At 70.5% G+C, this 22,345-nt stretch carries 25 protein-coding genes; 15 read left to right on the top strand and 10 right to left on the bottom strand.

All coding sequences use genetic code 11. From position 1 onward, the window contains the following. Positions 1-8 precede the first annotated feature (8 nt). On the top strand, positions 9-665 hold the full coding sequence (gene serB, locus VFF97_RS09540) for a phosphoserine phosphatase SerB (RefSeq protein WP_325033264.1): 657 nt from the start codon (positions 9-11) through the stop codon (positions 663-665). A 38-nt stretch (positions 666-703) separates the two neighbouring features. Next, positions 704-1,396 carry an alpha/beta hydrolase gene (locus VFF97_RS09535; RefSeq protein ID WP_325033263.1) on the top strand — a complete coding sequence of 231 codons (693 nt, stop codon included), beginning with the start codon at positions 704-706 and terminating at the stop codon, positions 1,394-1,396. A gap of 45 nt (positions 1,397-1,441) precedes the next feature. Here VFF97_RS09535 and fabG read toward each other — a convergent pair whose 3' ends face one another. Continuing rightward, positions 1,442-2,152 carry a 3-oxoacyl-ACP reductase FabG gene (fabG, locus tag VFF97_RS09530; protein WP_325033262.1) on the bottom strand — a complete coding sequence of 237 codons (711 nt, stop codon included), beginning with the start codon at positions 2,150-2,152 and terminating at the stop codon, positions 1,442-1,444. A gap of 113 nt (positions 2,153-2,265) precedes the next feature. On the opposite strand from fabG, the gene VFF97_RS09525 reads away from it, so the two are divergent. The 4 genes from VFF97_RS09525 to VFF97_RS09510 are packed head-to-tail and all read left to right on the top strand — an operon-like array spanning position 2,266 to position 4,460. Next, positions 2,266-2,814: a DUF4190 domain-containing protein gene (locus VFF97_RS09525; RefSeq protein ID WP_325033261.1), complete on the top strand. Its 549-nt coding sequence runs from the start codon at positions 2,266-2,268 to the stop codon at positions 2,812-2,814. 55 nt (positions 2,815-2,869) lie between these two features. Next, complete coding sequence (locus VFF97_RS09520) at positions 2,870-3,319, top strand: DUF3099 domain-containing protein (RefSeq protein WP_325033260.1); 450 nt, start codon at positions 2,870-2,872, stop codon at positions 3,317-3,319. After that, positions 3,316-3,528 carry a hypothetical protein gene (locus VFF97_RS09515; RefSeq protein WP_325033259.1) on the top strand — a complete coding sequence of 71 codons (213 nt, stop codon included), beginning with the start codon at positions 3,316-3,318 and terminating at the stop codon, positions 3,526-3,528. Before VFF97_RS09520 ends, VFF97_RS09515 begins: the two co-directional genes overlap by 4 nt. Continuing rightward, positions 3,525-4,460 carry an SURF1 family protein gene (locus tag VFF97_RS09510; RefSeq protein ID WP_325033258.1) on the top strand — a complete coding sequence of 312 codons (936 nt, stop codon included), beginning with the start codon at positions 3,525-3,527 and terminating at the stop codon, positions 4,458-4,460. The genes VFF97_RS09515 and VFF97_RS09510 overlap by 4 nt, the downstream gene beginning before the upstream one ends. Before the next feature lie 8 nt (positions 4,461-4,468). On the opposite strand, the gene VFF97_RS09505 is transcribed toward VFF97_RS09510, so the two are convergent. After that, entirely contained in the window at positions 4,469-6,031 is a 1,563-nt protein-coding gene (locus VFF97_RS09505) for an ABC-F family ATP-binding cassette domain-containing protein (RefSeq protein ID WP_325033257.1), read from the bottom strand. 115 nt (positions 6,032-6,146) lie between these two features. On the opposite strand from VFF97_RS09505, the gene VFF97_RS09500 reads away from it, so the two are divergent. The 6 genes from VFF97_RS09500 (at position 6,147) to VFF97_RS09475 (ending at position 11,902) form a co-directional block, all read left to right on the top strand. Continuing rightward, the gene (locus VFF97_RS09500) at positions 6,147-6,782 is read left to right on the top strand and encodes a biotin transporter BioY (RefSeq protein ID WP_325033256.1); all 636 of its coding nucleotides are present in this window, start codon (positions 6,147-6,149) and stop codon (positions 6,780-6,782) included. 134 nt (positions 6,783-6,916) lie between these two features. Further along, positions 6,917-7,948 carry an iron-siderophore ABC transporter substrate-binding protein gene (locus VFF97_RS09495; RefSeq protein WP_325033255.1) on the top strand — a complete coding sequence of 344 codons (1,032 nt, stop codon included), beginning with the start codon at positions 6,917-6,919 and terminating at the stop codon, positions 7,946-7,948. A gap of 19 nt (positions 7,949-7,967) precedes the next feature. Next, positions 7,968-9,014 carry an iron ABC transporter permease gene (locus tag VFF97_RS09490; RefSeq protein ID WP_325033254.1) on the top strand — a complete coding sequence of 349 codons (1,047 nt, stop codon included), beginning with the start codon at positions 7,968-7,970 and terminating at the stop codon, positions 9,012-9,014. Beyond that, positions 9,011-10,084, top strand: a complete 1,074-nt coding sequence (locus tag VFF97_RS09485) for a FecCD family ABC transporter permease (protein WP_325033253.1) — start codon at positions 9,011-9,013, stop codon at positions 10,082-10,084. Before VFF97_RS09490 ends, VFF97_RS09485 begins: the two co-directional genes overlap by 4 nt. Continuing rightward, positions 10,081-11,010, top strand: a complete 930-nt coding sequence (locus VFF97_RS09480; RefSeq protein ID WP_325033252.1) for an ABC transporter ATP-binding protein — start codon at positions 10,081-10,083, stop codon at positions 11,008-11,010. The genes VFF97_RS09485 and VFF97_RS09480 overlap by 4 nt, the downstream gene beginning before the upstream one ends. After that, positions 10,994-11,902: a siderophore-interacting protein gene (locus VFF97_RS09475; protein WP_325033251.1), complete on the top strand. Its 909-nt coding sequence runs from the start codon at positions 10,994-10,996 to the stop codon at positions 11,900-11,902. Before VFF97_RS09480 ends, VFF97_RS09475 begins: the two co-directional genes overlap by 17 nt. Before the next feature lie 51 nt (positions 11,903-11,953). Here the strand turns inward: VFF97_RS09475 and VFF97_RS09470 are convergent, their stop codons facing one another. From VFF97_RS09470 to sufB, 7 genes are all read right to left on the bottom strand, one after another. Further along, entirely contained in the window at positions 11,954-13,339 is a 1,386-nt protein-coding gene (locus VFF97_RS09470; protein ID WP_325033250.1) for an MFS transporter, read from the bottom strand. After that, positions 13,336-14,496, bottom strand: a complete 1,161-nt coding sequence (locus VFF97_RS09465) for a MalY/PatB family protein (RefSeq protein ID WP_325033249.1) — start codon at positions 14,494-14,496, stop codon at positions 13,336-13,338. The genes VFF97_RS09470 and VFF97_RS09465 overlap by 4 nt, the downstream gene beginning before the upstream one ends. A 74-nt stretch (positions 14,497-14,570) precedes the next feature. Next, complete coding sequence (locus VFF97_RS09460; protein WP_325033248.1) at positions 14,571-14,900, bottom strand: metal-sulfur cluster assembly factor; 330 nt, start codon at positions 14,898-14,900, stop codon at positions 14,571-14,573. A gap of 10 nt (positions 14,901-14,910) precedes the next feature. Further along, positions 14,911-15,705, bottom strand: coding sequence for a Fe-S cluster assembly ATPase SufC (sufC, locus tag VFF97_RS09455; RefSeq protein ID WP_325033247.1), 795 nt, complete (start codon positions 15,703-15,705; stop codon positions 14,911-14,913). A gap of 16 nt (positions 15,706-15,721) precedes the next feature. Continuing rightward, positions 15,722-16,051: a non-heme iron oxygenase ferredoxin subunit gene (locus tag VFF97_RS09450; RefSeq protein WP_325033246.1), complete on the bottom strand. Its 330-nt coding sequence runs from the start codon at positions 16,049-16,051 to the stop codon at positions 15,722-15,724. Beyond that, complete coding sequence (gene sufD / locus VFF97_RS09445; protein WP_325033245.1) at positions 16,048-17,235, bottom strand: Fe-S cluster assembly protein SufD; 1,188 nt, start codon at positions 17,233-17,235, stop codon at positions 16,048-16,050. The genes VFF97_RS09450 and sufD overlap by 4 nt, the downstream gene beginning before the upstream one ends. Continuing rightward, positions 17,235-18,653, bottom strand: a complete 1,419-nt coding sequence (gene sufB, locus VFF97_RS09440) for a Fe-S cluster assembly protein SufB (RefSeq protein WP_325033244.1) — start codon at positions 18,651-18,653, stop codon at positions 17,235-17,237. The genes sufD and sufB overlap by 1 nt, the downstream gene beginning before the upstream one ends. Before the next feature lie 253 nt (positions 18,654-18,906). Here sufB and VFF97_RS09435 point away from each other — a divergent pair, with 253 nt between their 5' ends. Together VFF97_RS09435 and VFF97_RS09430 are read left to right on the top strand one after the other, a co-directional pair. Continuing rightward, the gene (locus VFF97_RS09435) at positions 18,907-20,010 is read left to right on the top strand and encodes a COX15/CtaA family protein (protein WP_325033243.1); all 1,104 of its coding nucleotides are present in this window, start codon (positions 18,907-18,909) and stop codon (positions 20,008-20,010) included. A 13-nt stretch (positions 20,011-20,023) separates the two neighbouring features. Next, positions 20,024-20,872, top strand: a complete 849-nt coding sequence (locus tag VFF97_RS09430; RefSeq protein ID WP_325033242.1) for an oxidoreductase — start codon at positions 20,024-20,026, stop codon at positions 20,870-20,872. 110 nt (positions 20,873-20,982) lie between these two features. On the opposite strand, the gene VFF97_RS09425 is transcribed toward VFF97_RS09430, so the two are convergent. Continuing rightward, the gene (locus VFF97_RS09425; protein ID WP_325033241.1) at positions 20,983-21,915 is read right to left on the bottom strand and encodes a heme o synthase; all 933 of its coding nucleotides are present in this window, start codon (positions 21,913-21,915) and stop codon (positions 20,983-20,985) included. A gap of 275 nt (positions 21,916-22,190) precedes the next feature. On the opposite strand from VFF97_RS09425, the gene VFF97_RS09420 reads away from it, so the two are divergent. Further along, the coding region (locus VFF97_RS09420; RefSeq protein WP_325033276.1) for a hypothetical protein at positions 22,191-22,345 on the top strand (155 nt) is incomplete at its 3' end.

The following is a 22,345-nucleotide window of genomic DNA, read 5'->3' as shown; positions in this document are numbered from 1 at the left end:
TTGAGGGCATGCCCGATGCTCCCGCGCGCTTCCTCGTCGTGCTCGACGCCGACTCCACGCTCATCCGCAACGAGGTCATCGAGCTGATCGCCGACGAGGCCGGGCGCGGCCCCGAGGTCGCGGCGGCGACGGAGGCCGCGATGCGCGGGGAGGTCGACTTCGCGACGTCGCTGCGTTCGCGCGTGCGCGAGCTGTCCGGTGTGCCCGTGGCGTCGTTCGAGCGCGTGCTGTCGCGCATCGAGCCGACGCCGGGCGTGCGCGAGCTCATCGACGCCGTGCACGACCGAGGCGGCCGCGTGGGAGTCGTCTCGGGCGGCTTCCACGAGATCCTCGACACGGTGGCGCCGTCGCTCGGAGTGGACGTGTGGCGCGCGAACCGACTCGCCGTCGAGAGCGGCCACGACGGCGCTCCGGTGCTCTCGGGCGTCGTCGACGGCGACATCGTCGACGCCGAAGGCAAGGCCGCGGCACTCGTGGAGTGGGCGGAGACCGCCGGCGTGCCTCTGCACCGCACCCTGGCGATCGGCGACGGTGCGAACGACCTTCGGATGATGGAGCGCGCGGGAATCGGGATCGCCTTCAACGCCAAGCCCGCGGTGCGCGCTCAGGCGGACATCGTGGTCGGGCGCGTCGATCTGCGCGAGGTCATCCCTCTGCTTCCGTGACTCTCGCGGATGTCGGAGGCCGCCGGTAGCGTCGGCGCATGGACGTCATCCTCGTACCCGGTCTCTGGCTCGACGCGTCGTCGTGGGGCGACATCGTCCCCGCACTCGAAGAGGCGGGCCACCGCCCTCGGGCTCTCACGATGCCCGGCGTCGGCGCGCCCGCATCCGAGTCGGACTCGATCGGCATGGCCGACTGGGTCGCGGCCGTCGTGGCCGAGATCGACGCGCTCGACGCCCCTGTGGTGCTCGTCGGGCACAGCGGCGGCGGCAACGTCGTGTGGGGCGCTGCCGATGCGCGGCCCGACCGGGTCGCCCGCGTCGTGTTCGTCGACTCGATCGCTCCGCCGCCCGGCGGCGTGATCTCCGAGTTCGAGCTCGTCGACGGCGTCGTGCCCTTCCCCGGGTGGGAGTCGTTCGACGACGAGGATATCTTCGACCTGAACGAACAGGTTCGTGCGACGTGGGCCGCGCGTGCGCAGTCGGTGCCGGCTCGCGTACCCACAGACCCGATCGAGCTTCGCGACGAGCGGCGGCACGACGTCCCGGTCACGATCCTGTCGGGCGGCTTCGACGAAGCGGAGTTTCGCGGCGCCGTGTCGCAGTGGGGGTCGTTCGGCGAGGAGTTCCAAGCCATTCGCGACGCCGAGGTCGTGAAGCTCGGCAGCGGACACTGGCCGCAGTTCTCGCAGCCCGACGTGCTGGCGAAGGCGCTCGTCGACGCGATCCGCTGAGACGCCGCTCGGCCGATCGAACGAAGGCCTCGAAGGCGGAGGGGCTCAGTGCCCCATGCCGAGGCCGCCGTCGACGGGGATCACGGCGCCCGAGATGTAGGCGGCGTCATCCGATGCGAGCCACGCGACGACGCCGGCGACCTCGTCAGGCGACGCGAAGCGACCCGCGGGGATGCTGCGCTTGTACTCCGCCTGCGTGTCCTCGGGCAGCGAGGCCGTCATGTCGGTCTCGATGAAGCCCGGTGCGACGACGTTCGCCGTGATGCCGCGCGCGCCGAGCTCTCGCGTGAGCGAGCGTGCGAAGCCCACGAGGCCGGCCTTCGACGACGCGTAGTTGATCTGACCGGCAGAGCCCAAGAGGCCGACGACCGACGAGATGAGGATCACGCGGCCCCACTTCGCCCGCAGCATGCCCTTCGACGCGCGCTTGACGACGCGGAACGTGCCGCCGAGGTTCGTCGCCACGACGGAGTCGAAGTCCTCCTCGGTCATGCGCAGGAGCAGCGTGTCCTTGGTGATGCCTGCGTTGGCGACGACGATCTCGACGGGGCCGAGCGCCGCCTCGACCTCGGTGAACGCGGCGTCGACGGCCGCGGCATCCGTCACGTCCGCTCGCACCGTGAGGGTTCCCTCGGGACCCTCGCCGGAACGGGCCGTCACCGCGACCCTGTAGCCTTCCGCGACGAAGCGCTCGGCGATCGCGCGGCCGATGCCGCGGTTTCCGCCGGTGACGAGGACGACGCGATCAGTGGGCATGTGTGCTCCCGTGGGATGGTGCGCGGGCTGGACCCGCACCAGCCTAGCGGGGTGTCGTTGACACACCCCACGGGCGCTGGAACGCTGGAAGCGACCCCGAGAAAGGCCGACCGATGAGCGACAACACCTCGTCCGGCGACACGCCGCAGTCGCAGCAGCCCGCCCCTCCGCCCGCGTACGAACCGCCTCCCGCTCCCCCGGCGGGCTCTCCTGCCGACTACCCGCCCGCGGGCGCGTATCCCCCTCCGGCTCAGCAGCAGCAGTACCCGGCGAGCCAGCAGCAGTACCCCGCCGCGTCGTCGTACGGCCAGCCCGGCTACAGCGCGCCCCCGGCGTACTCGCAGGCCGGGTATCCGGCTGCGCCCGCCTACGGCGGAGGTTATCCGCAGCGGCGCACGAACTCGCTCGCGATCGTCTCGCTCATCGCGGGGATCGCGGGACTCACCCTCGTGCCGTTCATCGGATCGATCGTCGCTGTCATCACGGGCCACATGTCGCTCTCGCAGCTCAAGACGTCGGGCGAGGAAGGCCGCGGAATCGCGCTCGGCGGACTGATCACGGGCTACGTCGGACTCGGGCTCGCGGTCCTCGGGCTGCTGTTCGCACTGGCGTTCCTCCCCGCGCTGTTCGCGGTGATCTCCAACATCCCCACGAACACCTGAGCGCGTTCCCGCGAGGGGATCCCGCGGTCCGCACCCGGCGTAGGCTGGAAGGACCGTGAACAAGTCGAGCAGGGCCCCGTCGGCCACGTCGTTGCCGCGTGCACCTCGTGACGACGCCGGGGCGCGCTCGACGAAGTACATCATCATGATGAGCATCCGCGTGGTGTGCTTCATCCTGATGGTCGTCGTCACGCCGTACGGCTGGTACACGTGGGTGTTCGGCGCGGGAGCGGTCGTGCTCCCCTACATCGCCGTCGTGATCGCGAACGTCAGCAGCCGGCAGCCGGGCGCCCCCGCCGAGAACCCCGAGCTCTCGCTGCCCGCGACCCCGCGGCCGGCGGCGCCGCCTTCGTCCGACGCCTCGTCGCGCGTCATCCGGGTCGAGGAGACCCTCGACGCGCCGGTGCGCAGGGCGGGAGACGCCGCTGCGACCGAGGAGCCGGAGGACCCGGCATCCGCGTCGCCCGAGCCGTCCGCCGACGGCCGAGAGGACGGCGCCGCGTGATCGAGACCGCCGCCGAGTGCTCGAGGGCCGGATGCCGCGCCACCGCCGTGTGGCGCATCGACTGGCGCAACCCGCGCATCCACTCCGAGGATCGCCGCAAGACCTGGGTCGCGTGCGACGAGCACCGCGACTACCTGCGGGACTTCCTCGCGGCGCGGAGCTTCCCCGTCGAGGTGTCTCGCCTCACCTCCTCGGAGGCGGTGCGATGAGCCTGAAGACCGCGCGCCCCGCCGTGCGGTGGACCGTCTACGTGCTCGTCGCGGTGGTGTTCGCCGTCGCGTGCGCGTTCCTGTCGAATTGGCAGTTCAACCGCAACGCCGAGCGTGCGGGCCAACTCGCCCTCGTCGAGCAGAACTACGACGCGGCGCCCGTCCCGCTCGAGACCGCGATCGCCGTCGGCGGCGAGTTCGACGCGGGCGATGAGTGGCTCCCGGTCGAGGTGGTCGGCGAATACCTCTCCGACGAGCAGCTCCTCGTGCGCAACCGTGCTCACGGCGGCACCGCCGCGTTCGAGGTGCTCGTGCCGTTCCGCACCGAGTCGGGGCGCGTGCTCGTCATCAATCGCGGGTGGGTCCCGCCGGGCAGCGAGCAGCGTCTCCCGGACGAGGTTCCGGACCCGCCGAGCGGCGAGGTCACTGTCGTCGCACGACTGCGCCCCAGCGAGCCTCTTCCCGCATCGGGCCGCTCCGCCGACGAAGGACAGGTCCCCACGATCCATCTGCCGCTCGTCGCCGACCTCGTCGACCCGGCGACCGCGGTCGACCTCGAGCAGACCGCGTACGGTCTCATGGCCTCCGAGGATCCCGCTCCCGCGGTGCGCCCGCAGGCTGTCGAGGCACCGTCCGAAGACCCGGGGCCTCATCTGTCGTACGCGATCCAATGGATCCTGTTCGCCATCATGGGGTTCGTCTTCATCGGGTACGTCATCCACACCGAGCGCACGCGGCGCCGCGAAGACGCCGAAGCGGGTGCGGTCGATCAGGAGGTGGCGGCTGCCCGTTCCACGGCCCCCGCCGAGCGAGCCGACGACAACGGGCCGGAGGCGGAGTCGGAACCCGCTCCCCCGTCGGAACGACGGCGCCGCAAGCGCGACCGCGACGCGGAGGACGAGGACGCGATCCTCGACGCGGCAGGTCGCTGACCGGGCCGTCAGGCGAGCGCGACGAGGTCCGCGTAGTCGCGGCCCCACAGGTCTTCGACGCCGTCGGGCAGGATCAGCACCCGCTCGGGGTTCAGCGCCTCGACCGCGCCCTCGTCGTGCGAGACGAGCACGACCGCTCCCTCGTAGTGCGCGAGCGCGCCGAGGATCTCCTCACGGGATGCCGGGTCGAGGTTGTTCGTCGGCTCGTCGAGCAGCAGCACGTTGGCGCTCGATACGACGAGCGTCGCGAGCGAGAGGCGGGTCTTCTCGCCGCCGGACAGCACGCCCGCGGGCTTGAGCACGTCGTCGCCGGTGAACAGGAACGATCCGAGCACCTTGCGCGCTTCGGTCGCCGAGATGTCGGGCGCCGCCGACATCATGTTGTCGAGCACAGACCGCGACACGTCGAGGTTCTCGTGCTCCTGCGCGTAGTACCCGATCTTGAGGCCGTGGCCGGCTTCCACGACACCCGTGTCGGGCACGTCGACGCCGGCGAGGATGCGCAGCAGGGTCGTCTTGCCCGCGCCGTTGAGCCCGAGCACGACGACCTTCGAGCCGCGGTCGATCGCGAGGTCGACGTCCGTGAAGATCTCGAGCGACCCGTACGACTTGGATAGGCCGGATGCCGTGAGCGGCGTGCGTCCGCACGGTGCCGGCTTCGGGAACCGCAGCTTCGCGACGCGATCCTCCTGCCGCACCTCTTCGAGGCCCGCCAGGAGCTTCTCGGCGCGCGCCATCATCTGGTGCGCCGCGGCGGCCTTCGTCGCCTTCGCGCCGAACTTGGCCGCCTGCTGCTGGAGCGCGGTCGCCTTCTTCTCGGCGTTCGCACGCTCCTTCTTGCGGCGCTCCTCGTCGGCCGCGCGCTGACGAAGGTAGTTCTTCCACGACATGTTGTAGATGTCGATGACCTGGCGGTTCGCGTCGAGGTAGAACACACGGTTGACGGTCTCGCCGACGAGTTCGACGTCGTGGGAGATGACGATCAGCCCGCCCTTGTAGCTCTTGAGGAATTCGCGCAGCCACACGATGCTGTCGGCGTCGAGGTGGTTGGTGGGCTCGTCGAGGATCATCGTCCCCGCATCCGAGAACAGGATGCGGGCCAGCTCGATGCGGCGGCGCTGACCGCCCGACAGCGTCTTGAGGGGCTGGTCGAGGATGCGGTCCGGCAGCGCGAGGTTGTGCGCGATCGACGCCGCCTCGGCCTCCGCGGCGTATCCGCCGAGCGCCTCGAACCGCTCGGTGAGGTTCGCGTACTTGCGCATGGCGCGGGCCGCGGCATCCGGGTCGTCCGAACCCATGGCCTCGGATGCCTCGCGCATGCCGATCGCGATCGTGCCGAGACCGCGCGCGTCGAGGATGCGCGTGCGCGCGAGCATCTCGGGGTCGCCCGAGCGGTCGACGCGCCCCGCGCTCGGCAGCACGTCGCCCGCGAGCACCTTCGTGAGCGTGGTCTTGCCTGCCCCGTTCCGCCCCACGAGCCCGACCTTGTCGCCGTCGGACACGCGGAACGAGACGTCAGACATGAGCACGCGGGCGCCCACGCGGATCTCGAGGTCGTGCACGGCGAGCACAGCGATCGTCCGTTTCGTTGGGGAAGGGGTACAAGCGGCGCGATATGGCCAGCCCCCTAGTATAAGTCGCGATGCCGGGCTTCCCCCGCCCCGGCCCGTCCCCTCGAGGAGTCCCATGACCGTCGCCGTCGCCCCGTCGCAGCCCCGCCGCGTCCTCGCCGATGTCATCGCCCGCCCGTCCCACCGCGCCCGCGCTCTCGCCGTCGACGCGGCTCTCGTCGTCACCGGCGCCGCCGTGGTCGCCCTGCTCGCGCAGGTCGAGATCCCCCTGTGGCCGGTGCCCATCACGGGCCAGACGCTCGGCGTCATCGTCGTCGGCGCCGCACTCGGCGCCTGGCGCGGTGCGGCCGCGCTCACGACCTACATGATCGCGGGGCTCGCCGGCATCCCCGTGTTCGCGGGCTTCACCGGGACCATCGCCGCCCTCGCCAAGCCGAGCTTCGGGTACATCATCGGATTCGTGCTGGCCGCATTCGTCGCGGGCTGGTTCGCCGAGCGTGCGTGGGATCGCAAGCCGTGGCTCGCGTTCGTCGGCTTCGCGATCGCGAGCATCGTGCCGTTCCTGTTCGGCGTGCCGTATCTGGCCTACATCCTCAACGTCGTGGGCGGCGCGCAGCTCACGTTCCTCCAGGTGCTCGAGGTGGGCGTCTTCCCCTTCATCGTGGGCGGCATCATCAAGGCGCTCATCGCCGCACTGGTCATTCCGGCGGCGTGGGTCCTCGTGCGCAAGGTCGACGCGACGAAGCGCTGACGGCGCCGCATCCGTCATTGAGGGAGGCCCGCGGCAGACGCCGGGGCCTCCCTCTTCGTGGGAATCCGATTAGCGGCGCGAACCACCCGCAGGTAAAGTAAGGCTGTCCTTACTCGCCCCTCGGAGGTTTCCTCGTGCCCTTTTCCCGCTCCGTCCCCGCGATCGCGCTCACCGCCCTGACAGTCCTCGCCCTCGCCGGCTGCGCCTCCTCTTCCGGCGACGGCGGCGACACCGCAGCGAATGAGGCGGATGCGGGCGCCTTCCCCATCACGATCGAGCACGCCTTCGGCGAGACGACGATCGAGGCGAAGCCCGAGCGCGTCGCGACGGTGTCGTGGTCGAACCAGGAGGTGCCGATCGCACTCGGCGTCGTGCCGGTGGGCATGGCAGAGGTCACGTGGGGCGACGACGACAACGACGGCGTGCTCCCGTGGGTGGAGGAAGCGCTCGAGGAGCTCGGTGCCGAGACGCCCGTCCTTTTCGACGAGACCGACGGCATCGACTTCGAGGCCGTGGCCGACACGCAGCCCGACGTGATCCTCGCCGCGTACTCCGGTCTGACGCAGGAAGAGTACGACACGCTGTCGAAGATCGCACCGGTCGTCGCCTACCCCGAGGTGCCGTGGGGCACGTCCTACGAAGACATGATCCGCCTCAACTCGACCGCCCTCGGCCTCGCCGAGGAGGGCGATGCGCTCATCGAGGAGCTGCACTCCGAGGTCGATGCGGCTCTCGCCGACTTCCCGGAGCTCGCCGAGTCGAAGGTGCTCTTCTCGTACATCGACCCGTCGGACTTCAGCCAGATCGGCTTCTACACGAGCCTCGACACGCGTCCGGGCTTCCTCATGGACCTGGGCCTCCCGCTCCCGACGATCGTCGAGGAGGAGTCGGCCGGGACCGACCAGTTCTACACGACCGTGAGCGCCGAGCAGGCCGACCGCTTCGAGGACGTCGACGTGTTCGTGACCTACGGCGACGCGAGCGGCAGCATCATCGAACAGCTGCAGGCCGACCCGCTGCTGTCGCAGATCCCGGCCATCGCCGCCGGCCACATCGCGATCCTCGAGGAGTCGACGCCTCTCGCGGCATCCGCGAACCCGTCGCCGCTGTCGATCGGCTGGGGCGTCCACGACTACTTCGCCGTCCTCGCCGGCGCCCTCGACTGATCTCCAGGACCGCACCCTCGTGACCGTCACGCAGACCCGCCCACCGCTGCCGGACACCGCCTCGCTGCGGCGGCCGGCAGCGGTGCGGCTGGCATGGTTCGCCGTGGCGGTCGTCGTCCTCGCGGCGCTGTGCGTCGCATCCGTCGCCTTCGGGGTGCGCGAGGTGTCTCTCGGAGACATCTTCGCCGGCCTCAGCGGCGACACCAGCGGTGTGGCGGAGGCGGCCGTGGTCGCACGGCTTCCGCGCACGGTGCTCGCGATGCTCGTCGGCGCCGCCCTCGCTCTCGCGGGCGCGTCTCTTCAGGCGGTGACGCGGAACCCGCTCGCCGACCCCGCGATCCTCGGCATCTCAGGCGGGGCGGCGCTCGTCGTCGTGGCAGGTATCGCGTTCTTCGGCCTGTCCGACCCGTACGCGATCATCGCGCTCGCGACGGCCGGTGCCGCCGGTGCGTCCGCGTTCGTCTACGCCGTCGGCTCGCTCGGCCGGGGCGGAGCGACACCCCTCAAGCTCGCGCTCGCCGGTGCGGCCAGCTCGGCCGCCTTCCTGTCGCTCGTGAGCGCGATCCTGCTGCCGCGCATCGACATCGTCGAGCGCTTCCGGTTCTGGCAGATCGGCGGCGTGGGCGGAGCGACGTGGGATCGCATCGGAGTCGCGGTCCCGTTCCTCGTCGTCGGCGCGCTCGTGTGCTTCGTGTGCGCGCGGGGCATGAACTCGCTCGCGCTCGGCGACGATCTCGCCGCGGGACTCGGGCAGCACGTCGCCCGCACACGGCTGGTCTCGTTCGTGGGTGCAGTGATCCTGTGCGGCGCGGCGACGGCGATCGCGGGCCCGATCGGGTTCGTCGGCCTCATCGTGCCGCACATGTGCCGCCTGCTCGTGGGCACCGACCACCGCTGGCTCCTTCCGTTCACCGCAGTCTCGGGCGCCGCGCTCCTCGTGGCCGCCGACGTCGTGGGGCGCCTCATCGCGCGCCCCGACGAGGTCGAGGTCGGCGTCATCACCGCCCTCATCGGGGCGCCCTTCTTCATCTGGATCGTCCGCCGCCAGAGGGTGCGCGAGCTGTGACCGCCCCGACGAGCCTCGACTCCCCCGTCGTCCGCGGCGGGGCATCTGCCGCATCCTCGATCGCGAAGGGGCGGCGCAGCCGCGTCCGTCGACGCACCCTCATCACCGCCGGGCTCGGGGTCGCGATCGTCGTCGTCTTCGCCCTCTCGCTCATGGTGGGCCGCACGTTCTACACGCCCCTCGACGTGCTGGATGTGCTCGCCGGGCACACGGTACCGGGTGCGTCGTTCACCGTCGGCGAGCTGCGGCTGCCACGCGCGGTGCTCGGACTCCTCGCCGGCTTCGCGTTCGGCATCGCGGGCGTGACGTTCCAGACCATCCTGCGCAATCCCCTCGCGTCGCCCGACATCATCGGCATCTCGTCGGGCGCCACCGCGGCAGCAGTGTTCGGGATCGTCGTGCTGTCGCAGGGCGAGACCACCGTGTCGCTCCTCGCGCTCGGCGGTGCGCTCCTCACCGCGCTGGCGATCTACCTCCTGTCGAACAAGGGCGGCTTCGCGGGCACGCGCCTCATCCTCATCGGCATCGGCGTCGCGGCGATGCTCGACGCCGCCGTGACCTACCTGCTGTCGAAGGCCGCGGCGTGGGATCTGCAGGCCGCGCTCCGCTGGATCACGGGAAGCCTCAACGGCGCGAGCTGGGAGACGGTCCTTCCGCTCGCCGTCGCATCCGTTGCGGTCGTTCCCGCGCTGCTGAGCCAGGGACGCAACCTCGGCGTGCTCCGCCTCGGCGACGACTCCGCCGCCGGGCTGGGGGTGCGTGTGACCCCCTCCCGCGTCATCGCGATCCTCGCCGCCGTCACGCTGCTCGCGTTCGCCACCGCGGCGACCGGCCCCATCGCCTTCGTCGCCTTCATGGCCGGCCCCATCGCCGCGCGCGTCGTCGGCTCCGGGTCCGCGCTCCTGCTGCCGTCGGGCTTCATCGGCGCCCTGCTCGTGCTCGTCGCCGACATGATCGGCCAGTTCGCCTTCGACGCGCGCTACCCCGTCGGCGTGATCACCGGTGTCGTCGGCGCCCCCTACCTCATCTACCTCCTCATCAGGACGAACCGCTCCGGAGGCTCGCTATGACCGCTTCCCACACGCTCTCCGCCGAGTCCCTCGCGCTCGGCTACGGCGATCGCGTCATCATCGATGGGCTCGATCTGCAGATCCCACCGGGTCGCATCACGGCGATCGTCGGCGCCAACGGATGCGGCAAGTCCACCCTCCTGCGCGCGCTCTCGCGCCTCATTCCGGCTCGCTCCGGTCAGGTGGTCCTCGACGGCAAAGCGCTCCACTCCCGTCCCACGAAAGAGGTCGCCCGCACACTCGGCCTGCTCCCGCAGAGCCCGATCGCCCCCGAGGGCATCGCGGTCGCCGACCTCGTCGGCCGCGGCCGCCATCCGCACCAGAAGCTCCTCGCCCGCTGGAGCACGCGCGACTACGACGTCGTCGCCCAGTCGCTCGAGGCGACCGGCACATCCGAGCTCGCGGATCGCGCCGTCGACGAGCTGTCCGGCGGTCAGCGCCAGCGCGTGTGGATCGCGATGGCGCTCGCCCAGGAAACCGACATCCTTCTGCTCGACGAGCCGACGACCTTCCTCGACGTCGCCCACCAGGTCGAGGTGCTCGACCTGCTCACCGACCTCAACCGTGAGCGCGGCACCACGATCGTCATGGTGCTGCACGACATGAACATGGCGTCCCGCTACGCCGACCACCTGTTCGCGCTCCGCGACGGCCGCATCGTCGCGAGCGGCGCGCCGAGCGAGGTCGTCACGAGCGAGCTCATCCGCGACGTCTTCGACCTCGACGCGCTCGTCGTGCCCGACCCGGTGTCGGGCGCGCCGATCGTCCTCCCGCGCGGACGACACCACGTCGTCACCGCCGAGGCGTCGGCCGCCGAACGGGCCGCGGCCGAGCGGCTCGCCGGCGCGGCATCCGTCACGCCGTCCGTTCGCGCGACCGCACCCGCCCACGCCACGACAGGAGCACCGCATGGCCTCACCGGGTGATGCCCACCGATTCTTCCGCGCCACCGTCAGGGCGATCACCGACGTGACGCCGAGCTTTCGGAGGTTCACGTTCGGCGGCGAAGATCTGGCCGAGTACGGCGACCCGGGCTTCGACCAGCGCATCAAGATCGTCTTCCCGACCGCGACGCTCGGGATCGACGCGATGCCCACGGGCGAGGACTGGTACACGGAGTGGCGCGCGCTGCCCGAGGACCGCCGTCCTCCGTTCCGCACGTACACCACGCGTTACGTCCGCAACGACGTGAGCGAGGTGGACGTGGACATGGTCGCGCACGAGGTGATCGGCCCCGCGTCGGAGTGGATCGCGAACGCGCGCGTCGGCGACGAGGTGCTCATCTACGCGCCGACGACGGCCCACACGGGGGTCAGCTACGGCGTCGATTTCGTGCCGCCGGCGCGCGTCGACGACATCCTCCTCGCGGGCGACGAGACCGCCGCACCGGCGATCGCCGCGATCCTCGAGCAGCTTCCGCGCGACGCGCGCGGGGTCGTCGTGCTCGAGGTGCCCGAAGAGGGCGACACGGGCTATCTTCCGCGGCATCCGGGCTTCGAGTATCGCGTCGGCGCGCGCGGACGATCCGACCGGCACGGTCACCTCGTCGCCTCGGTCACGGATGCCGCGACCGCCCTCGCCCCGCCCGGGCACGGTGCCGACGTCGAAGAGGTCGACATCGACGAGGGGCTCCTGTGGGAGGTCCCGCGCACGGCGAAGGGCGGCGCCGCGCTCAAGCGCGCACGCCTCTACGCGTGGCTCGCCGGGGAGGCCGGCGCGATCAAGACCCTTCGCCGCCACCTCGTGGCCGACCGCGGCGTGGACCGCCGCGCGGTCGCCTTCATGGGGTACTGGCGGGCCGGTCGCGCGGAGAATTGACGACTCACGCCTGAGCGAGCGAGACGAAGCCCGCTTCGCGCCCGACCAGTCCTACCGCGACTCCGCCCGCTCCTCGTGCGCGTGCCCGAGCCGCAGCCCCGGCACGAGCGCCAGGAGCGCCAGCCCCGCGCCCAGCACGAAGACCGCCGGGAACGCAGCGTCCGTCGCGATGAGCGTCGTGAAGACGATCCCCATCACGGCGATGGACGTCGCCGCGCCGACCGAGTCCGAGATCGACAGCGCCGATGAGTTGAACCCCTGATCCCGCGGCGTCGAGTACGCGAGAGTCAGCACCGTGAGCCGCGGATACATGAGTCCCATACCCGAGCCCGCGAACGCCCACCCGATGACGATGATCAGCGGATGCAGGTGGAACGTCGCGCTCAGAGCGCAGATGGCCGTCGCGGTCGCGAGCTGCGCGACTCCGAAGATCGTGATGCGCGTGTTGCCGATGCGGTCACCGAAGCGGCCCTGCACGTCCGCGGCCGCCGCCCACGTGAGGGCTGCGGCGGTGAGGCCGAGACCCGCCCACGTCGGCGAGAAGTCGTACTCGTCGATGAGGAGGTACGGCACATAGATCTCCGCGCCGAAGAGGGCGCCCGCGATGAGCCCGCGCATGAGCACGACGCTCGGGAGCCCACGTGCCGCCGTCAGCGTTCGGCGCGGCAGCAGAGGTCGCACCGCGAACGCGATGACGATCACGGATGCCACGACCGTCGGTATCGCGAACGGTCCGAGCTCACCGGCGAGGCTGAGGGCCAGAGCGCCGACCGCGACCGCGACGGCGCACGCGAGACGCGGCCCGATGCGGGCGGTCGACCGATGCTCCGTGTCGAGCGGCGTGCCCCACAGTCGCGTCGCGACCATGATGTACGCGACCACCGTGAGCGCCGCGACGCCGAGGAAGACCCACCGCCAGTGGATGTACTCGGTGACCGCTCCTGCCAGGAACGGCCCGATGAGCGACGGCACGACCCACGCGGCCGAGAACGCCGCGAACACGCGCCCGTGGATCGCGGGTGGGTAGACGCGCGCGACGACGACGTACAGCGCGACCGTCTGGCCGCCCGTCCCGAGACCCTGGATGAGCCGCCCGATGACGAGGACCTCCATCGTCGGCGCGAGGCCCGCGACGATGAGGCCGCCGACGAAGAGGACGACGGATGCCGTGAGAGGCCACACCGGGCCGGAGCGGTCGCTCCACGCGCCCACGGCCACCATGCCGATGACGCCCGTCGCGAGGGTGCCCGAGAACGCGATGGCGTAGAGCGCGGCGCCGTCGAGGTCGGCGCTCACGACCGGCATGACCGTCGTCACCGCGAGCGACTGGATCGCCGCGAGGAAGATCATCGCCACCGCGCCGACCGTCACCCAGACGAACTGCGGACTCCAGATGCCCCCCGCGCGGGGCGGCGATGCGGGTGTCGGACCGGTCACGATGCGGCCAGCGCGCCGATCCGCGCGACGGCCTCCCGCAGCAGATCGGGGTCGCATCCGAAGTTGATGCGCACGTGCCCCTTGCCCTCGTCGCCGAAGTGCGGGCCGAAGTGCAGGGCGACCTTCGCCTCGCGCAGGATCTTCGTCGCGGGGTTGTCGCCCCAGCCCAGTGCGGACAGGTCGACCCACGCGAGGAAGCCGGCGTCGGGGATGCGGAAGCGCGCCCCCGGCACGTGCTCGGCGAGCAACTCCGCGAGCAGCCTGCGGTTGCCGTCGAGCGCCGCGAGCTCGGCGTCGAGCCAGGCGTCGGTCTCCGGCGAGAACGCCGCGACGCCCGCGAGCGCCCCGAAGAGGCCTGTGCGCCACTCGACCTCAGCCGGCATCTCGCGCACGATTCGCGAGGTCTCGTCGGACGCCGTCACCATGAGGGCGCACTTCAGACCCGCGAGGTTGTACGCCTTGCTCGCGCTCGTGACCGCGTAGCCGACACGGGCGGCTTCGTCGGACGCCGCCAGGAACGGCGTGAACGTCGCATTCGCGTGCGTGAGCGGCGCGTGGATCTCGTCGCTCACGACGACCGCGTCGCGGGCCGCGACGATGCGCGCCAGCTCGGCGAGGCTCTCACGGGAGTGCACCGTGCCGGTCGGGTTGTGCGGGTTGCACAGCAGCACAGCGCGCGCGCCGTCGGCGAGTGCCGCTTCGATCCCCGCGAGGTCGAGCTCCCACCGGTCGCCGGTGTCGCGCAGCGGCACGCGCTCGATGACCGCACCGGCCTCGGGTACGCAGTCGTAGAAGGGCGGGTACACGGGCGGCGTCACGACGACGCGATCCCCGGGCTTCGTCACGCGGCGCAGGATCTCGACGACGCCCATCATCACGTCGGCGGTCGAGCGGACCCGCCCGGGGTCGACCTCCCACCCGAAACGACGGCGGGCGAAGGTCGCGAACGCGTCGCGGATGCCGGGGTCGGGCGGCGTGTAGCCCGTGTCGCCGACCGCGACCGCACGAGCGAGGCGCTCGGTGATCGCCGGCGCGAGCGGGTAGTCCGTCTCGGCGACGAACATGGGGATCACGTCCGGCCCGTAGGTGCGCCACTTGGTGCTCGAGCGTTCGCGGAGCTGGTCGATCGGAAGGGCCTGCAGAGGGGTCACGCTCACTCCTCGAGCCTACCGAGGACAGACGGTTGTCCCGCCCGCCCCGTCACCGGGCGACACCGGTCAGCGGAATCGCGTCAGATGGCGAAGCCCAGCGCCCGCATCATGTCGCGCCCGTCATCGGTGATGCGCTCCGGACCCCAGGGCGGCATCCACACCCAGTTGATGCGGAACCGCTCGACGACCTCATCGAGCGCCTGCGCGGTCTGCTCCTCGAGGACGTCGGTGAGCGGGCATCCCGCGGAGGTCAGCGTCATGTGGATGACCAGCGCGTCGTTCTCCTCGTCCCAGGCGAGGTCGTACACGAGGCCGAGGTCGACGACGTTGATCCCCAGTTCGGGGTCCATGACGTCCTTGAGGGCCTCGGTGACCTCGTCGTACTTCTCGGGACTGAGCGTCGCGGTCATACTCGTGATCCTACGCCTCGCTCGTCACAGGGGCGTCGGCCGCCTCCTCTTCGCCCTCGGGGAGGTAGCGGTCGTAGCCCTCATCCTCGAGGCGGTCGGCGAGCTCCGGCCCGCCCTCCTCGACGATGCGTCCGCCGACCATCACGTGGACGTAGTCCGGGTGGATGTAGCGAAGGATGCGCGTGTAGTGCGTGATGAGCAGCACGCCGAGGTCGGTCTCGGCCTTCGCGCGGTTCACGCCCTCGGAGACGACCTTGAGTGCGTCGACGTCGAGGCCCGAGTCGGTCTCGTCGAGCACGGCGATCTGCGGCTTGAGAAGCTCGAGCTGGAGGATCTCGTGGCGCTTCTTCTCACCACCGGAGAAGCCCTCGTTGACATTGCGCTGTGCGAACTTCGCGTCCATGCGCAGGTTCTTCATGGCGGACTTGACGTCCTTCGTCCACGTGCGGATCGAGGGCGCCTCGCCGTCGATCGCCGTCTTGGCGGTGCGGAGGAAGTTCGTGACCGTCACGCCCGGGATCTCGACGGGGTACTGCATCGCGAGGAAGAGTCCCGCGCGGGCGCGCTCGTCGACCGACATCGCGAGGACGTCCTCGCCGTCGAGCGTGATCGTGCCGGCCGTCACGTTGTACTTGGGGTGACCGGCGATCGTGTAGGCGAGCGTGGACTTGCCCGAGCCGTTCGGGCCCATGATGGCGTGGGTCTCACCGGTGCGGATGGTGAGCGTCACGCCGTTGAGGATGGGGGTGATGCCGGCATCCGTCTCGACCGTCACATGGAGGTCGCGGATCTCGAGGACAGACATTCGTTCGATACCTTCTTCAGTTCAGTGCGAGCTTGACGGCCGGGTCGACGAACACGTCGTCACCGTCGATCGTGACCTGGAACACCGGGACGGGCTCGTAGGCCGGGAGGTTGAGGGGCTTGCCGGTGCGCAGCGAGAACGCCGAGCCGTGGGCCCAGCACTCGAGCGTGTCGCCGTCGACGAAGCCTTCCGACAGCGAGATGTCGCCGTGTGTGCACGTGTCGCCGATCGCGTGCACCTCGCCGTTCGAGTCGAGGACGACCGCGATCGCGACCCCGTCGACCTCGAAGCGGCGCGCTTCGTCCTGCACAAGCTCGCTGAGCGAGCAGATGCGCTGCGAGGTCATCGAGTGACCTCCAGCGCCAGCTCGGTCTCGATCGCCGCGAACAGCTCCTGCTCGAGCGACGGCACGCCCACCTTCTGCACGATCTCGGCGAGGAAGCCGAGCACGACCATGCGGCGCGCCTCCTCTTCGGGGATGCCTCGCGCCTGCAGGTAGAAGAGCTGCTCGTCGTCGAAGCGTCCGGTCGCCGAGGCGTGGCCGGCGCCGCGGATGTCGCCGGTCTCGATCTCGAGGTTCGGCGTCGACTCGGCGCGAGCGCCGTCGGTGAGCACGAGGTTCCGGTTCGCCTCGTACGAGTCGGTGCCGACCGCGTCGGGCCCGATCAGCACATCGCCGACCCACACGCTGCGCGCGCCCTCGCCCTGCAGTGCGCCCTTGTAGAGCACGTCGCCGGTCGTCTCGGCGCCCTTGTGGAACAGGTACACCTGGCTCTCGAGATGCTGCCCCGAGTCGGAGTAGCTCAGCCCGTAGAGCTCGCCGCGCGAGCCCGTGCCCGCCAGCTCGACGTTCGGGTTGACGCGGACGACCGCTCCCCCGAAGCTCACGACGATGTGGCGCAGCGTCGCATCGCGCGCCACGCGCGCCTGGTGCGACGCCGCGTGGACCGCGTCGTCGTCCCACTGCTGGACCGAGATCACCTCGAGCTGGGCGCCGTCGCGGACGATGATCTCGACGTTCTGCGCGAACTGGGCGCTGCCGACGTGGCGCAGCACGACCGTCGCTCGGCTGTTCACGCCCGCCTCGATGACGAGGTGCGAGTGAGCGAGCAGGTCGGCGCCGCCGCCCACGGCTTCGACGACGACGGGCTCGTCGAACTCGGCATCCGTCGGAATCGCCAGATAGAGCGCCTCGGCGGAGCGGGACCACGCGATCGCCGCGGGAAGATCTTCCGGGGTGAAGACCTCGCCGCGCGGGGCCGCGCCGATCTCGAGTCCGGCCGCTGCCAGGGGCCCGGTCACCGAGATCGCGACAGCGGCCTCGTCTCCGGCCTCGTCGACGAAGAGTCGCGAGAGGCGGTCGACCGGCGTGTGCTTCCAGTTCACCTCGCGGCCGGTCGGCTTCTCGAATGCGGCGGGGTCGTACGACCGGAACCGCTCGGAACGGGTCTGCACGGGGACGAAAGCGCCCGCGCCATCGGAATGGCCCTTCGCGCCGGGGACGGTCGGGGCCGAAGTCACAGAGCTCACTAGCCGACGGATCCTTCCATGCCCATCTCGATGAGCTTGTTGAGTTCGAGCGCGTACTCCATCGGCAGCTCACGGGCGATGGGCTCGATGAAACCGCGGACGATCATGGCCATCGCCTCGTCTTCGGGCAGACCGCGGCTCATCAGGTAGAACAGCTGCTCCTCGCTGACCTTCGAGACCGTGGCCTCGTGGCCGAGCTGCACGTCGTCGACCCGGATGTCGATCGCGGGATACGTGTCGGAGCGGGAGATCGTGTCGACCAGCAGCGCGTCGCAGCGCACGGTGTTCGCCGAGTGGTGGGCGTTCGCATCGACGCGGACCTCGCCGCGGTAACCGGCGCGGCCGCCGCCGCGTGCGATCGACTTCGAGACGATCGACGACTGCGTGTACGGCGCCATGTGGATCATCTTGGCGCCGGCGTCCTGGTGCTGGCCCGGACCCGCGAAGGCGACGGACAGAGTCTCGCCCTTCGCGTGCTCGCCCATGAGGAAGATCGACGGGTACTTCATCGTGACCTTGGAGCCGATGTTGCCGTCGACCCACTCCATGGTCGCGCCTTCGTGCGCCACCGCGCGCTTGGTCACGAGGTTGTACACGTTGTTCGACCAGTTCTGGATCGTCGTGTAGCGCACGCGCGCGTTCTTCTTCACGATGATCTCGACGACGGCCGAGTGCAGCGAGTCGCTCTTGTAGATCGGGGCGGTGCAGCCCTCGATGTAGTGCACGTACGAGCCCTCGTCGGCGATGATGAGCGTCCGCTCGAACTGGCCCATGTTCTCGGTGTTGATCCGGAAGTAGGCCTGCAGGGGGATCTCGACGTGGACGCCCGGCGGCACGTAGACGAATGAGCCACCCGACCACACCGCGGTGTTGAGCGCGGCGAACTTGTTGTCGCCCGCCGGGATCACTGTGCCGAAGTACTCCTCGAAGAACTCGGGGTGCTCCTTCAGCGCGGTGTCGGTGTCGAGGAAGATCACGCCCTGCGCCTCGAGGTCCTCGCGGATCTGGTGGTAGACGACCTCGGACTCGTACTGCGCGGCGACGCCCGCGACGAGCCGCTGGCGCTCTGCCTCGGGGATGCCCAGGCGCTCATAGGTGTTGCGGATGTCTTCGGGCAGGTCCTCCCACGACTGGGCCTGCTTCTCGGTCGACCGCACGAAGTACTTGATGTTGTCGAAGTCGATCTCGCTGAGGTCGGCGCCCCACGTCGGCATGGGCTTGCGCTCGAAGAGCTGCAGGCCCTTGAGCCGGTTCTTCAGCATCCACTCCGGCTCGCCCTTGATGGCCGAGATGTCGCGCACGACGGCTTCGCTGAGACCGCGCTTCGCGCTCGCGCCGGCGGCGTCGGGATCGTGCCAGCCGAACTCATACACCCCCAGTCCGTCGAGCTCAGGGCGGTCGATCAGCACATCCGACATCGTCACACTCTCCTCCGGGCCTCAACGGTGTCATCCGCCCCGGCATCCGGTCTCCGCGGTGGAGTTACCGCAGGCGGATGCCGCTGGTGGGCCCTCTCAAGTGGCGCCGTCCTTCGCGCCTAGACTGTCATTGATGCGTCGCGCCTCGCGCACCCCGCATCCGACCCCTCGATTCTACAGGTTCCCCTCCGACCCGGCTCGCCGCCCCGGCGCGAGCGGATCGGACGCGGAGCCGACTCCCAGGAGGCGCACCGTGTCTTCCCCCACGCGTCCCGGCAGGTGGCTGCTGCTCGCAGCGTGGCTGTCGTTCGTCGCCGAGGTCGTCATCATCGGCACGGGCGGCGCCGTGCGGCTGACGGGCTCGGGTCTCGGGTGCTCGGAGTGGCCGCTGTGCACGCCCGAGTCGCTCGTTCCGACCGAGGAGCTCGGCATCCACGGGGTCATCGAGTTCGGCAATCGCACTCTGACAGGTGTCGTCGGCGTGCTGGCGTTGACCGTCCTCGTCCTGACCTTCCTCCACGTGCGCGCGCGTCGCGGGCTTCGCCTCACCATCTGGTTCGCGGCCGGCGGAATCGTCGCGGGCGTCGCGGCCGCCGCCATCGCCGGCATCCTGGGCGCACCCGCGTTCGTCGTCTTCTCGTCGGTGGTGCTGGTCGCGGTGATCGCCGCGGCGATCGTCACCGTGCGCGCGGTCTCCGAGCGCCGCGATCTGCTCGTGCTCGCGTGGATCGTCGTCGCGGGCGTCGTAGCCCAGGCGCTCGTCGGCGGGGTCACGGTGCTCACCGGTCTCAACCCCTTCATCGTGGGGTTCCACTACGTGTCGTCGGTCGTCCTCGTCGCGGTGACCGCCGCGTACATCGTGCGCGCCTATGACGTGCCCGGGCCACGGGAGCTCGCCGTGCCGCGGTGGTTCGCGGTCCTCGCCCACCTGACGACCGTCGCACTCGCCGTCACGCTGGCGTTCGGTGTGCTCACGACGGCCAACGGCCCGCACTCGGGTGACGCCGACGTCATCCGCACGGGCTTCGACGCCTCCCTGCTCGCGCACGTGCACGCCATCCCGGGGTACGTCCTGGGCGGGCTGCTCGTGCTGCTCGTGGGTGCGGGCGCGGTGCTCCGCCTGCCGACGCTGCGCTGGTCGATCGCTCTGCTCGTCGTCGTGGCCGTCCAGATCGTGGTCGGCGTGTACCAGGCCCGCGAGGGTCTCCCGCCCATCGCCGTCGGGGTGCACATGGTGCTGGCGGCGCTCGCCGCCGCCGCGATGACCGTGGTCGCGCTGCGCCTGAAGCGGCCGGTCGCCGCAACGACGACGGTCGACGCGGGTGGCCGGGTCGAGGCATCCGTCTCGTCGAGCTGAGAGAATCGGCGGCATGACCGCCTCGCGTCCTGTCGCGATCGTCACCGGCGCGTCGTCCGGCATCGGAGCGGCGACCGCCCTCCGTCTCGCCCGCGACGGATTCATCGTCTACGCCGCGGCGCGGCGAGTGGACCGGATGCGGCAGCTCGAAGCCGCCGGCATCCGCATCGTCGCACTCGACGTGACCGACGACCCGGCCGTCACCGCCTTCGTCGAGCGCGTGCTCGCCGAGCAGCGTCGCATCGACGTGCTCGTGAACAACGCGGGCTACGGCGCGTACGGAGCGTTCGAGGAGGTCCCGCCAAAGGAAGCGCGGCGGCAGTTCGACGTCAACGTGTTCGCGCTCGCCCGGCTCACGCAGCTCGTCCTCCCGTCGATGCGCGAGCGGAAGTCCGGCACGATCGTCAACATCTCGTCGATCGGCGGCAGGATCACGACGCCGCTCGGCTCGTGGTACCACGCGAGCAAGTTCGCGGTGGAGGGGCTGAGCGACGCCCTGCGGATCGAGGTGGCGCCGTTCGGCATCCGCGTCGTCGTGATCGAGCCGGGCGCGATCGAGACCGAATGGGGTGGGATCGCCCGCTCGTCGGCCATCGAGACCTCCGGCGACGGACCGTACCGGCCGCTCGTCGAGAGCGCGACCGCGTTCCTCGAGGCGGCCGACCGGCCCGGGCGAGCCTCTCCCCCGTCGGTCGTCGCCGACGCGATCGCGCGTGCGGTGTCGTCGAAGCGTCCGCGCACGCGTTACGCCGTCGGATCGCAGGCACGTCTCGCGATCGGCGCCCGTCGACTCCTTCCGGATCGCGTGTTCGACCGGGTCATCTCGCGCCTGTTCCTCGGGCCGGCGCGCCGGCAGCGCTGATTCGCAGGAGGAAAGTTCCGGCGTCCTCGCGTCGGTGCGGTTGCCGCCCGCCCATGGCCCGATGCTGCCGGCGCGCGCGATCCCGCTCGACGGTAATCGTCGGGCGCAGGTCAGAACGGAAGCAGCGGGTCGACGGCGATCGCGACGAACAGGAGCGTCAGGTACGAGATCGACGCGTGGAAGACGCGCATCGGACGCGGCTCGGTGCCGCGCACGGCGCGGTTGTAGAGGCGGTGCGACTCGTAGATGAACCAGCCTCCGAAGACCACCGCCGACACCGAGTACACGAGGCCCATGCCCGCAACAGGGATGAGCAGGAGCGAGCACACGACGGTCGCCCACGCGTAGAGGATGACCTGCAGACCGACCTGCGAGCCATTGCGCGTCGCGCCGAGCATCGGCACGTCGGCCTCTTCGTAATCGTCGCGGTACTTCATCGACAGCGGCCAGTAATGCGGGGGCGTCCACAGGAACACGAGCACGAAGAGGATGACCGGGGGCCACGCGAGGGACCCCGTGACGGCCGTCCATCCGATCAGCACGGGGAAGCACCCGGCGATGCCGCCCCACACGATGTTCTGCTCGGTACGGCGCTTGAGGAGCATCGTGTAGATCACGACGTAGAAGAAGATCGCGGCGGCCGACAGTGTCGCTGCGAGCCAGTTCGTCGTGGCCAGGAGCCACACGGTCGACCCGACGGCCAGAGCCCACGCGAAGATGAGCGCCCCGCGCGGCGAGACCTCGCCCGTCACGAGCGGCCGGTTCTCGGTGCGCTGCATGTGCGCGTCGATGTCGCGGTCGAGGTACATGTTGAACGCGGCCGCGGAGCCGGCGCTCATCGACCCGCCGATGACCGTCGCGAGGACGAGCCACAGACTCGGGAACCCGCCCTGGGCGAGGATCATGACGGGAACGGTCGTGACGAGCAGCAGCTCGAGCACGCGCGGCTTGGTCAGTGCGACGTATGCCCGGATGGTGCGGCCGAGACCCTGTCGAGGGCGTCGTGCCGAGTCGGTCGATGCGCCGGCGCCGGCCGTCGTCATGATGTCCATCGCCCCCGCAATCGCCCGTGTGCAGACCGCTCACAAGTCTAGGGCATCCGTCGACGCCGAACCGGCTGTCCGGCTCCCGTGGAACGGGCCGGATGCGGCATCCGGAGCGTCCTGAGCGAACCCGATCGACGACCCCACCGCACCCCTCCGCGAAAAGGTTCTTCACATGTCTCGCCCCATGGCCGGAGCGGCATACCGCTTCGCTATGCTGAGACCACACGCGCGCCCTGCGCCGATTCCCCCTTCTCCATACCGGGCAAGGCTCTGTGGGACGGCCTGATCGGGCGCAGCTCCACGAGAAAGGCGGCCGAGTGTCGGAACTTCGTTGGGATGAGATCGATCGGCGCGCGGTGGACACCGCTCGCGTCCTGGCGGCGGACGCCGTGGAGAAGGTGGGCAACGGCCACCCGGGCACGGCGAT

Source organism: Microbacterium sp. (assembly GCF_035687345.1).
GTDB lineage: Bacteria > Actinomycetota > Actinomycetes > Actinomycetales > Microbacteriaceae > Microbacterium.
The sequence above is the reverse complement of the archived record's forward strand: the minus strand, read 5'-3'. Positions and strand labels throughout refer to the sequence as shown.